This is a genomic window from Lysobacter xanthus (assembly GCF_047159895.1).
In genome coordinates this window covers 65415-77442 of record NZ_BAAGAB020000001.1, presented here as the reverse complement: position 1 = coordinate 77442, position 12028 = coordinate 65415, and the positions used below count along the sequence as shown (strand labels likewise).

General features: G+C 72.1%; 12 protein-coding genes. 3 read left to right on the top strand and 9 right to left on the bottom strand.

The features are described 5' to 3' along the window. Positions 1-92 precede the first annotated feature (92 nt). From ACY35P_RS00420 to ACY35P_RS00395, 6 genes are all read right to left on the bottom strand, one after another. Positions 93-1085: an alpha/beta hydrolase family protein gene (locus ACY35P_RS00420; protein ID WP_462113837.1), complete on the bottom strand. Its 993-nt coding sequence runs from the start codon at positions 1083-1085 to the stop codon at positions 93-95. A gap of 110 nt (positions 1086-1195) precedes the next feature. Then, complete coding sequence (locus ACY35P_RS00415; protein WP_462113836.1) at positions 1196-1948, bottom strand: ZIP family metal transporter; 753 nt, start codon at positions 1946-1948, stop codon at positions 1196-1198. 124 nt (positions 1949-2072) lie between these two features. Continuing rightward, the gene (locus tag ACY35P_RS00410; RefSeq protein ID WP_462114011.1) at positions 2073-2594 is read right to left on the bottom strand and encodes a fasciclin domain-containing protein; all 522 of its coding nucleotides are present in this window, start codon (positions 2592-2594) and stop codon (positions 2073-2075) included. 309 nt (positions 2595-2903) lie between these two features. Next, positions 2904-4763 carry an ABC transporter ATP-binding protein gene (locus tag ACY35P_RS00405; RefSeq protein WP_462113835.1) on the bottom strand — a complete coding sequence of 620 codons (1860 nt, stop codon included), beginning with the start codon at positions 4761-4763 and terminating at the stop codon, positions 2904-2906. Between the two features lie 27 nt (positions 4764-4790). After that, a complete protein-coding gene (locus ACY35P_RS00400) occupies positions 4791-5315 on the bottom strand; it encodes a hypothetical protein (RefSeq protein ID WP_462113834.1) in 525 nt (174 codons plus the stop codon). Between the two features lie 30 nt (positions 5316-5345). Continuing rightward, on the bottom strand, positions 5346-6143 hold the full coding sequence (locus ACY35P_RS00395; protein ID WP_462113833.1) for a lytic transglycosylase domain-containing protein: 798 nt from the start codon (positions 6141-6143) through the stop codon (positions 5346-5348). A 112-nt stretch (positions 6144-6255) separates the two neighbouring features. Here ACY35P_RS00395 and ACY35P_RS00390 point away from each other — a divergent pair, with 112 nt between their 5' ends. After that, positions 6256-7524 carry a hypothetical protein gene (locus ACY35P_RS00390; RefSeq protein WP_462113832.1) on the top strand — a complete coding sequence of 423 codons (1269 nt, stop codon included), beginning with the start codon at positions 6256-6258 and terminating at the stop codon, positions 7522-7524. Between the two features lie 76 nt (positions 7525-7600). Further along, positions 7601-8938, top strand: coding sequence for a metal-dependent hydrolase family protein (locus tag ACY35P_RS00385; protein ID WP_462113831.1), 1338 nt, complete (start codon positions 7601-7603; stop codon positions 8936-8938). Between the two features lie 16 nt (positions 8939-8954). On the opposite strand, the gene ACY35P_RS00380 is transcribed toward ACY35P_RS00385, so the two are convergent. Further along, positions 8955-9212, bottom strand: coding sequence for a hypothetical protein (locus tag ACY35P_RS00380; protein WP_462113830.1), 258 nt, complete (start codon positions 9210-9212; stop codon positions 8955-8957). Positions 9213-9439: 227 nt separating this feature from the next. On the opposite strand from ACY35P_RS00380, the gene ACY35P_RS00375 reads away from it, so the two are divergent. Further along, positions 9440-9886: an RcnB family protein gene (locus tag ACY35P_RS00375; protein ID WP_462113829.1), complete on the top strand. Its 447-nt coding sequence runs from the start codon at positions 9440-9442 to the stop codon at positions 9884-9886. Positions 9887-9949: 63 nt separating this feature from the next. On the opposite strand, the gene ACY35P_RS00370 is transcribed toward ACY35P_RS00375, so the two are convergent. Next, entirely contained in the window at positions 9950-10729 is a 780-nt protein-coding gene (locus ACY35P_RS00370) for a LytR/AlgR family response regulator transcription factor (protein WP_462113828.1), read from the bottom strand. Continuing rightward, a complete protein-coding gene (locus ACY35P_RS00365; protein WP_462113827.1) occupies positions 10722-11972 on the bottom strand; it encodes a sensor histidine kinase in 1251 nt (416 codons plus the stop codon). The genes ACY35P_RS00370 and ACY35P_RS00365 overlap by 8 nt, the downstream gene beginning before the upstream one ends. Positions 11973-12028 lie beyond the last annotated feature (56 nt).

Genomic DNA, 12028 nt, shown 5'->3' with positions numbered 1-12028 from the left:
GCGGCGGCGGTTAGCGGCCTCGTGCGCGGGAAAACGGCATGCGGCAGTGCGTGCGGGCGTCGCAGGGCACGTCCGCGTGGCGGCCCCGTCCCTCACTGGACCGCCAGGCGCCGGCCGTCCTGCGCGAGGATCGTGGCGAGGAAGGCCGTCGAGCGGTCCTGCAGCGCCTTGCGGTCGTGGCCGACGCCCGGCACGAGCTCGAAGCGCGCGGCGGGCGCGGCGTCCCGGTACAGCGCCCGGGCGGCGGTCCAGCGCGCCATCGGCGTCGCGCCGTATCGACGCTCGAGGTCGTCCGCGACCGGCCGCTCCCAGCCGTCCTCGAAGTCGAGCGAGTCGTTGTCGTCCGCGTCGCCCATGTAGACGAGTTGCGGCACCCGTGCGAACGCGGCCGCGTCGAACCGTCGACCGGTGAGGGTCGCGAGGTCGGCGATGCCGGCCGGATACCGCATCGCCACGCCAGCGGCCTCGGCCACGGGTGCGATCGGCCAGCCGCCGGGCGAGCCCGACGTCGACGCGCGCACCCGCGCCGGATGCAGCGCGGTGAAGCGGTTGGCGAACATGCCGCTCGCGGAGAAGCCCTGCAGCAGGATGCGCACGTCGACCGGCCGTCCTTCCGCGGCGAGGCGCCGGCGCGCATCGTCGACCATCGCGACGAGTTGCAGGTCCGGCCGCGCGAGCTCCGGATCGCGCGTCGTGAAGCAGTCGCGGTCGAGCGCATGCGTGTAGACGCGCCAGTCGCTCGCGGTGCGCGGGAAGGCGGGCACCAGCAGGGCGACGCCGAGACGGTCGGCGATGCGGCGTCGTTCCAGGCCCGTCCACCAGGCATCGCGCAGGTGCACACCGCGGTCGTCGGAGGTGGTGCCGGAATTGTTCGGCTGCACCAGCAGGGCGCCGACGCCGCGCGCATCGACGGCACGCGTCGGCGGCACGTAGAGGAAGTAGTCCGATCGGAAGCCCGCCGCCGGGTCGGCGCGAACATGGCGCACGCGCACCACGTAGGGCCCGGCGATGACCGCGGCGGCCAGCGTGGCCGCGCTGGCGGCGAGGGCGAGGACGAACAGGGACGTGCGGAGCGCGCGGCGCATGGCGGTTCACGGACGGGGCGACGGGCCGGAGGATGCCGACGCCGCGCGCGTGCGTCACCGCCCGCGCGACGAAACGCCGTGCAGGCCGACCGGACCGGGGCACCGGTGGGTCAGGCGTACTTGCTGAGCGCGAACGCCGCGAGGAATCCCGCGACCGTGACCAGCCCGGCGTAGTCGTGCGCGACCTCGAACGCCTCCGGGATCATCGTGTCCACCAGCATCGCGAGGATCGCGCCGGCGGCGATCGCGGTCGTGGCGGCCACGGCCTCAGGCGGGCGGCCGTCGAACAGTCCGAAGCCGGCGATGGCGGCGAGGCCGGAGATCGCCGCGATGGCGCCCCAGACGCCGAAGACGTAGCCGGCGCCGCGGCCCGCCCGACGCATGCCCGCCGCGCTCGACAGCCCTTCCGGCAGGTTCGACAGGAAGATGGCGACCACCGCGACGAGGCTCACGACGCCGCCCTTGAGCAGGCTCAGGCCGATGACCATCGACTCGGGGATGCCGTCGAGCAGCGCGCCCGCGGCGATGGCGAGTCCGCTGCCGGCCTGCTGCGATTCGGTGGGCTGGTGCGGGCCGCTGCGCTTGCGGTGCTTGGCGCCGCGCCGCGCGAGCAGGAGGTCGACGCCGGTGTACAGCCCCGCGCCGAGCAGGAAGCCGAGCCCGGTCGGCCACAGGCCGCCGCGCTGGAAGGCCTCGTCCATCAGCTCGAAGGACAGCGTGGAGATCAGCACGCCGCTGCCGAAGGCCATCACCGCGGCGATCGCGCGCTGCGGCACGCGCACCAGGTAGCCGACCGCCGCGCCCAGCAGCAGCGCGCTTCCCGCCAGCCAGCCCCACAGTCCGGCCTGCAGCCATCCCGGCATCGGTGCACCCTCCGCATTGCGTCGCCGTCCGGCGACGGACATGAAAAAAGGGACGGAGGTTGCCCTCCGTCCCCACGAGACGCCGGTCGACGAGGTCCGGCGGATCGATCCTGGAGCGTGCGCGTTACGGCATGAGCACGGTGTCGACGACGTGGATGACGCCGTTCTTCTGCATGACGTCGGCGATGGTGACCTTCGACTGGCCGCCCTTCGCGTCGGTGAGCACGATGCCGCCGGCGCCGTCGTCCTTCGCGGTCAGCGTGCCGCCCTGCACGGTGGTGAGCGTCGCGGTGCCGTTGCCGGCGGCGATCTGCTGCTTCAGCGCGGCGGCGTCGACCTTGCCGGAGACGACGTGGTAGGTCAGCACCTTGGTCAGGTCGCCCTTCATGTCGGGCTTGAGCAGCGTGTCGACGGTGCCCTTGGGCAGCTTGTCGAACGCGGCATTGGTCGGCGCGAACACGGTGAACGGGCCGGCGCCCTTCAGCGTGTCGACGAGGCCGGCGGCCTTGACCGCGGCGACGAGCGTGGTGTGGTCCTTGGAATTGACGGCGTTGTCGACGATGTCCTTCTCGGCATACATCGGCGCGCCGCCGACCATCGGGTTCGCAGCCGGCATCGCCGCTTCGGCGGTCGTCGCCTCGGGCATCGGCGCTTCGGTGGTCGCCGCGGCGTCGGCCGGGGCAGCGGCGGCGTCGGCGGCGGCCGTATCGGCGGCCGTGTCGGTCGCCGGCTTGCTGCAGGCGGCGAGGGTCAGCGACGAGAGAAGGGCGACGGCGAGCAGGCTGTGCTTCATGGTGGGGCTCCGCGGTGGAAGGAACGTCGGATCGACGTGCCCTTCCTTACGCCGCCGGCCGCGGTCCGGATGCAGCCGATCACCCCCATTCGCGTATCGGGCATCGCCCGACACCGCGTGAAGGATCGTTCACGCGTCGGCGTCCCGCCCCGGGGGCGACGCTCAGCGGTAGCCCGCGGCCTGCAGCTCGAACAGCTCGGCATAGCGTCCCCGCTGCGCCATCAGCTCGTCGTGGGTGCCCGAGGCTTCCACCTTGCCGCCGCCCAGCACGAGGATGCGATCGGCCATGCGCACGCTGCTGAAGCGGTGGGAGATCAGCACCGCGGTGCGCCCCGCGCCCAGCTCCTTGAAGCGCTGGAAGACCTCGAATTCGGCGCGCGCGTCGAGCGCGGCGGTCGGCTCGTCGAGGATCATGACCTGCGCATCGCGCATGTAGGCCCGGGCGATCGCGATCTTCTGCCACTGGCCGCCGGACAGGTCGACCCCGGTGTTGAAGCGCCGTCCGATCATCTGGTCGTACTGCAGCGGCAGCGCTTCGATCACCTCGTCGGCCATCGCGCGTCGCGCGGCGTCGCGGATGCGCGCGTCGTCGTCCATCGCCTCCAGCCGGCCCACGCCGATGTTCTCGCGCGCGGTCAGGTGGTAGCGAACGAAGTCCTGGAAGATCACGCCGACGTTGCCGCGCAGGTCGTCGAGGTCGTAGTCGCGCAGGTCGCGGCCGTCGAGCAGGATCCGGCCCTCGTCGGGCTCGTACAGGCGCGCGAGCAGCTTCACCAGCGTGGTCTTGCCGGCCCCGTTCTCGCCGACCAGCGCGAGCACTTCGCCGGCACGCAACTCGAAATCGAGCCCGCGCAGCGCCCAGCGCTCCGCGTCCGGGTAGCGGAAGCCCACGTTCTCGAAGACGAAGCCACGCTCGATCGGGTTCGGGAACGGCGCCGGATCCACGGGCGAGGTGATCTCGGCCTCGATCGCGAAGAACGAGAACAGGTCGTCGAGGTAGAGGGCTTGTCCGGCCACCTGCGAGAAGCCGATCAGCAGGCCTTCGAGCAGTTGGCGCAGGCGGCGGAAGCTGCCGGCGAGGAAGGTGAGGTCGCCGATGGAGAAGTCGCCCTTCACCGTGCGCCAGACGATGTAGGCATAGGCGACGTAGTAGCCGAGCGTGCCGAGCGCGGCGAGCAGCGTGCCCCAGGCGGCACGGCGACGCGCGAGCGCGCGGTTCGCGGTGAAGAAGCGGTCGGCCAGCGTGCGGAAGCGGTCGATCAGGAAGCGGTGCAGCCCGAAGATCTTCACTTCCTTCGCGGTGTCGGCGCTCGCGCCGGTCTGACGCAGGTACTCGAGCTGGCGGCGCTCCGGCGTCCACTGGAAGTTGAGCGAATAGCCGAGCGCATTGAAGTGCGACTCGCCGATGAAGGCGGGCACGAGCGCCACCGCGAGCATCGCCATCAGCCACGGCGCATACGCCACGAGGCCGATCGCGAAGCTCACCACGGTGATCGCGTCCTGCGCCTGCCCGAACAGCTGGCCGAGCAGGTTCATGCGGCCCATCGTCTGCCGTCGCGCGCGATCGAGGCGGTCCTGCAGGTCCGGGTCCTCAAAGTCCTCGAGGTCGAGCGTCGCCGCGTGCTCCATCAACCGGATGCTGGTGGCGTTGGTGAAGAGCTCCGACAGCAGGCCGTCGGCGTAGCTCGCGCCGCGGGCGAGCAGGTCCGAGCCGACCGCGAGCGCGAACTCGAGCGCGACGAGGCCGGCCAGCGAATCCAAAGCGCCGGACGACCACAGCGCTGGGAGATCGGCGGCCGGATGCAGGCCGGCGAGACGGATCGCCTCGTCGATGATGAGCTTGCCGACGTAGAGCAGCGCGACCGGCACCAGCGCCTGCACGAGGCGCAGCGCGAGGCTCGCGAGCGCGAGGCGCGGGCTCGTCGCCCAGATCTGTCTCAGGAACGGCCGGAGGTTGCGCAGGGCGTCGAGGCGTTCGCGCAGCGGCGGCGCGGCGCGGCGGGGTCCGGTCGGGGCAGGCATCGGCCGATTGTCGGCATGGCGCGTGAATCAGGCGCGGACGAGGCCGCCCCTCCATGCGACAGCGGCGACGGCCACCAGTCCTGCCAGCACGGCGAGAAAGGGCATCGCGATGCGCAGGTCCGCGCGCGAGGGCAGCGCCGCGCCGAGCAGCGTGCCGGCGATCCATGCATGCAGCGCCAGCATCGCGCCGTGCGCGGTCGCGACGAAGACGATGGTCCATGCCAGCGCACCGGGCAGCAACAACACGGGCGCCAGCGCGATCGGCCCCGCGCGCCACCACGGCGCCTGGAAGGCGACCGAGCCGAGCCGCCAGCCCGTCGCGGCGCGCTCGGGCCACAGACGCGGCAGCCGCGGCCGCGCGGCGAGCAGCAGGGCCACGCCGTAATGCGCGAGTTCGTGCGCGAACGTGCCGGGCAGCGCGAACAGGGCGTAGATCCACAGGCCGAAGCGGCGCGCGACACGCTGCATCGCCATCACCGCCGCGACCGCCAGCCATGCCGCGATCGGGACCGCGGCGACCGACGACACGGGACCGGCGAGAAAATCGTTCACCCGCCGAGTATGCGGGCAGCGATGCGCGCCTTACTGCGCGGCGCGCAACGGCTCGCGGCCGTCGAAGGCCTTCGGCGCCTGGCCGAGCGCGCTGCGATAGCGCACGTACAGCGCTTCGACCTTCGCGAGGTACTGCTGCGTCTCGCGGTACGGCGGCACGCCGCCGTAGCGGGCGACGACGCCCGAGCCCGCGTTGTAGGCCGCGGCGACGAGGCGCAGGTCGCCCCGATAGCGCGCGACCAGCTGCCGGATCATCCGGGCCGCGCCATCGATGGACTGTTCGGGCGATGTCGGATCGGCGACGCCGAACTCGCGCGCGGTCGCCGGCATCAGCTGCATCACGCCCACCGCACCCTTCGGCGACACCGCGGTCGCGTCGAAGCCGCTCTCGGCATGCGCGATGGCGCGCAGGTAGGCGTCGTCGACGCCGGTCTTCTTCGACGCCGCCTTGAATTGCTTGGCGAAGCGATCGATGCGCGGCGTGCCGACCTGGCCGAGGCCGGTGTGCGCCGGCTCGCCGGGCGGGGTTTCGACCGTGAAGCTCATGACCTTGGTCGCGCCCGGCAGCTTGCGCGTGCCGTAGACGGTCACGCCGTGCTGCTGGCGTTCGTAGAGGTTGCCCTTCACCACGCCGAGCGCGCCCCAGAGGTTCGGCACCTTGCCCGGGTCGTCCTTGAACGTCTTCTTCTCGCAGCGCGAGCCGGGCTCGGGCGCGGTGGACAGGCTGACCGTGCCGTCGCGCAGGCACCGATAGACCGTGCGCGCCTGCACCTGCGGCGTGAGCAGCAGGAGGGCGAGGACGAGCACGGGAAGGGGAGGGCGACGCATGCCGGGCATTGTGGGGGCCGTGCATTAACGCCGGATGTGCCCGAGGTCAGGGGGGCGTTCGTCAGCGGCCGTGGCCGTAGACTCGCGGGGTGCCCGTGGCCGGGGAGAGCCCATGCGCAGCCCGTCGTTCCGTTGTTACGCCTGCGCGCTGCTGCTCGCCGTCGCCGCCCCCCTCGCGGCCGCGCCGGCGCGCCTGACCGCGGACACACCGCCGCTGCCCGACGCGCTGTCGCCCGCGGAGGTCGCGGCGATCGTGGCCGAGGCGGACGCCGTCCTCGAACCGCAGCGCACCTACGTGAAGCGGCTGCCGGCCACGTGGCGGACGCTCGACCGCGATCGCCTGCTCGCATTGATGCGCATGCCGGACTTCGCGACGACGACGGGCTCCGCGCACGGGCTGCTGATGAACCAGGCGGGCACGTGGGACCTGTTCGGCTGGCAGCGACCGTCCGACGCGGCGCGGCTGTGGGAGCGCATCTGGCCTCGCAGCAGGAGCAGCGATCCAACCGACCCACCCAACGGCTACGGCCTTCCCTACTGGCCGGACCCGACCTGGTCGACGCACGCGCGCGCGATGACCACCCTGTTCGCCTGCTTGCCCGACAGCGCCTGGCGCTCGACGGGCGATCCGCTGGTCGAGGCGCTGCGCACGCCGGTGAGTTTCCAGTGGCAGAACCACTACGGCTGGTCCGGGTTCCACGACTGCGTGCCCGACGGGGCGTTCGACGAGGAGACGCGGCCGGACGCCGCGGGCCTCGCCGAGCTGCGCGGCTTCCTTGCCGACCGCCTCGCCGGCGAGCTCTACGTCGACGGCTGCACCCGTCGCGGCGTCGAGGACTGCCTGTTCCTGCTGCACGCCCTGACGACGCTCGCGCCGCACGACCCGCGCCTGCCGGCGCTGGTGAAGCGGCTCGCTTCGTCGTTCGACCTCGACGCGTCGATCGCCGAGCCCGACGTGTCCGCCGACCGCATGGGCGAGCTCGCCGATGCCGATCGGGCGACGCTGCTCGCGGCGTACGACCGCGTCGCGCGCCGCAGCCTGTTCCTGACGCACGAGATCCGCGTGATCGCGGGCTGGCCCGGCGCCTGGCCCGCCGGTGTGCTCGACGAGGCGGTGATGCGCGCGACCGACGCCGGGGTGCTGCGCGCGCGCATCGAGCGCCGCTTCGGCTGGCGCAGCCCGATGGTCGACCGCGAGTACGACGATCCGTGGGCGCCGCTCGACGCCGCGACGCGCCGCCGTCTTGCGCCGCGGCTGCGCGCGGCGGGCCAGGACTACGCGCAGACCTACGGTTGCGCCTCCGACCGCATCGACAAGCGCGTCCCCGCCGAGTTCGACGATGCGGCGCGGCGGGTCCGCGGCGCCCTGCACTGCGACTGATCCGGGACGCCCGGCACGGGTGCTGCGGCGCGGTGCGCGCCTACACTCGGGGCTTCCACCCGACCGGTCCGACCGCATGACCCTTCGCCTCGCGCCTCTTTCCGTCGGCCTCCTCGCCGCGGGCCTCCTCGTCACCGGCCTCGCGGCCACGTCGCCGGGCCATGCGCAGGCCGCCGCGCCGGCGGCGGTCCGCCCGATCGTGCTCAAGGCCGCGCACCTGTTCGACGGCCGCAGCGGCCGGATGGTCGACAACGGCATGGTGGTGGTGCAGGGCGAGCGCATCGTGGCCGTCGGCGCCAACGCCGCGGTGCCGGACGGCGCGCGGGTGATCGACCTCGGCGACGCGACGCTGCTGCCGGGCTTCATCGACGCGCATACGCACATCGCCGACGACCACGACGACGACTGGGCCGCGGGCATCTACAACGGAATGATGCGCTTCCCCGCCGAGCAGGCCTTCCATGCGCAGCGCAATGCCAAGGTCACGCTGGACGCCGGTTTCACCACGATCCGCGTGCTCGGCGCCGGCGACTTCGTCGATGTCGCCCTGCGCAATGCGGTCAACGGCGGCTACGCCACCGGGCCGAAGATGATCGTCGCCGGCCATGCGATCGGCTCGACCGGCGGGCATTGCGACAGCGCGCCGTATCCGACGCATCGGGTGATTCCGTCGACGCCGATGGAAGGCGTCTGCAACGGGCCCGAGCAGTGCCGCGAGGCGACGCGCCTGCAGATGAAGTACGGCGCGGACGTGATCAAGATCTGCGCGTCGGGCGGCGTTCTCAGCGAATCCGATCCGGTCGACGTGCCGCAGCTCACGCCAGACGAGCTCAAGGCGATCGTCTCCGAGGCGCACAACTGGGGCCGCAAGGTCGCCGCGCACGCGCATGGTGACACCGCGGCCCGCCTGGCCATCGAGGCGGGCGTCGACTCCATCGAGCACGGCAGCTTCCTCACCGCCTCCACGCTGCAGCTGATGAAGCAGAAGGGCGTCTATCTCGTGCCTACGCGCACCACGCTGCTGTGGACGGAGAGCAAGTTGGCCGGTTACCCGCCGAAGATCGCGGCGAAGGCGCACGCGGCCTACACGTCGCACGAGACGATGCTGCGCAACGCCATCCGCATCGGCACGCCGATCGCACTGGGCACCGATGCCGCGGTCTTCCCGCACGGCCTGAACGGCCGCGAGTTCGGCGATTACGTCGCGGTCGGCATGGCGCCGGCAGCGGCGCTGATGACCAGCAGCATCGGCGCCGCGAAGCTGCTGGGCGTCGACGCGGATACCGGCACCCTCGAGGCCGGCAAGGCCGCCGACATCGTCGCGGTGCCCGGCAACGTGCTGACCGACATCCGCGCGACCGAGCGTCCGTCGTTCGTCATGAAGAACGGACAGGTGGTGCGCGGCGGCGAGTGACCGCCGCGCGTCGGGCTCAGTCCCCGCGGGAGACGCCGTAGCGGTCGTCGTCGCCCTGGTGCTTGCGCGTGGTGATCGAATCGTCCTGACCGCCGGGCACACCGTTGCTCGCGCGGTCGCGCTGCCGGTCCTCGAGCGACTCGCCGCGGGCGCTCAGCTCGACGTCGTGCAGGCGGTTCTCGCCGTCGCGCCCGTCGCCCGGGCCGGAATAGGGCTCGCGACTGCCGCTCGCGGTGCCGCGGTCGGATTCGTTCGAGGACTTCTGCATGGTCATGGCGCGCTCCGCTGCGTAGGGGCTGACAGACTCGCACCGGTTTCGTAAGCCGCCCGCGAGCGGTAGGTCGCGGCGCCGTTAGAACGCGCCGTGCTGGCACGTCGTGCACATGCGCCTCACGTCGCTGAGCCACGGACCAGCGCAACCTGAAGCCTCGGGGCCGTCTGCATGACGCGTTCAGGCCCGACCGGCTAGGGTGCATCCCACATCCCACGAGGAGAGACGACATGAACCGCATGGTTCTCGCATCGACGATCGCCGCGCTCCTGCTCGCCGGCCCCGCCTTCGCAGGCAACGGGCATGGCCAGGGCCACGGCAAGGCGCAGGCGCACGGCAAGGCGCAGGTGCATGCCAAGGGCGGCCACGACACCGTCGTGCTGCCGGTCCCGGGCGTCCGCGTGGATACGCGGGTCGACACCCGCGGCGCGTCGTGGAAGGCCGAGGGCCGCCACGACAACGGTCTGCACCTGGGTCAGAAGAAGCAGATGTGGGCACGCGGCGAGCGCCTGCCGCGAAACTATCTCGACGACCGCTACTACGTCCGCGACTACCGCGACTATGACCTGATGGCGCCGCCGCCGGGTACGGTCTGGGTGCGTCCGTACCAGGACTCGCGCAACTTCTACCTGGTGCAGGTCGCCACGGGCATCATCTCGCAGATCTTCGGCCGCTGATCCACGGCCGGAACACAAGAAGCCCCGCGAGAGCGGGGCTTTTTTTGCGTCCGCCGAACGTGTTCACGCGGGCCGGAACAGCGCCATGAAGGCCGCGCTCACCGTGAGCGTCTCGGGGCGTCCGCGCAGGCGCAGCGTGCCGCGCCCGGTCTCGTCGCGCGTGATCCCGGCCACGGCCTTCATGTTCACGACCGTCGAGCGATGCACCTGCTTGAACGTCCCCGGATCCAGCCGACCCAGCAGCTCGCGCAGCGACGTCCGCAGCAGCGCCTCGCCGTCGGCGGTCACCACCGTCGTGTACTTGTGGTCCGCGCGGAAGTAGGCGACTTCCTCGACGAGGATCAGCCGCGTCTCGCGACCGGCGCTGGCGGTCAGCCAGGTCAGCGGCTCGGGCGCCGGCTCGCTGCGCGGCAGCGCGGTGCCGAGCCGTGCGAGCAGGGCGGCGAGGGCATCGTCGCGATCGTCGCCGAGCCGTTCGCGCACGCGTCGCACGGTGGCGGCGAGGCGATCGGGCACCACCGGCTTGAGCAGGTAGTCGACCGCGCCGTGCTCGAAGGCGTCGATCGCGTGCTGGTCGTAGGCGGTCACGAAGACGATGCGCGTGCGCGGACTCGCTTCCGCCGCGGCACGCGCGACCTCCAGGCCGGTCAGGCCCGGCATGCGGATGTCGAGGAAGGCGACGTCGGGACGATGCTCGGCGATCGCCTCGAGCGCATCCGCGCCGTCCTCGCATTCGGCGACGACCCGCAGCGTCGGCCATGCGCGCTGCAGCTGCTCGACGAGCGCGGCGCGCAGCAGCGCCTCGTCCTCGGCGACGACGCAGGTGGCGGGCGACTCAACCATGGTGCGCGACCTCCTGCTCTGCCGGCACGCTCAGCGTGGCGGCGACGCCGGCGGGGAAGTTCGCCACCACCGCGAGCGAGGCCGCGCCGTCGTACACCAAGCGCAGGCGTTCCCGCACGTTCTTCAGGCCGATGCCGGTGCCGCTGGTCTTGCCGGACAGGCCTTCGCCGTCGTCCGCCACGGTGACCGCGACGTGGTCCTCGCTGCGCCGCGCGCGGATCCAGATCGTGCCGCCACCGGTGCGCGGCTCCAGTCCATGCTTGACCGCGTTCTCCACGAGGGTCTGCAGCATCATCGGCGGCATCGCGGTGGCGCGCAGGCGCTCCGGCACGTCGACCTGCACGTCGAGCCGCGCGCCCATCCGCACTTTCATGATCTCGAGGTAGGCGAGCGCGCGCTCGAGTTCGGCGCCGAGCGTCGACTGCTCGTCCTCCGTGCGCGGCAGCGAATGGCGCAGGTACTGGATCAGGTGGCCGAGCATCTCTTCAGCGCGCGGCGGGTCGCTGCGGGTGAGCAGCTGCGCGCTCGCCAGCGTGTTGTAGAGGAAGTGCGGCTCCACCTGCGCGTGCAGCAGGTTGAGCCGCGCGACGGTGAGCTCCTTCTCGGTCGCGGTGCGCGCGGCGGCATCCTGCTCGCCCCGGCGCTTGGCGGCGACGCGTCGCGTGATCGCGCGGCCGATCGCTTCCGCGTTTTCGAGATTCGTGCCGTCGTCGACGAGGAACCAGTCGCTCCAGGCGCCGATCTGCGGCTCGCAGATCAGCGTCACGCTGCCGGACTCGTGCGTCGGGGTGACCGTCGCGAGGATCTGGTTGTGGTGCGTGCCGAAGCCCGACAGCGGGTTCCAGCGCCCCAGCGGGCTCGTGCTGTAGGTGACCGGCCGGCGCACGCGCGCCCGGATCTGCAGGCTGTCGCGCGCGCTGTCCACGCGCTCGATTCCGGGCAGTTCGCGGATCGCCGCGTCCAGCAGGTCGAACGCCTCGCCGGCCTCGAACGGGATCTCGATCTGGCGCCGGTGGCGGTTGCCGAGCGTGCCGCCATCGATGTGGCCGGCAACGAGGCGCACCCGTCGCAGGTGGGAGAGGGTCCCGGCGACCACGAAGGCCGCGACCGCCATATCGACGAGGACGGCGGGAAATTCCCACTGACCAATGAAAGGGATGCCGGAGTAGAGCCCGGTGAACAGCGTCAGCAGCAGGAACCAGGCGGCGCAGATGCGCAGGATGAAGGCGGTGCTCTTGATCACGGGGTGGTCCGTTCGTTCGGTGCGGCGACACTGGCGGGCGCCGGGCGCGGCGTCGA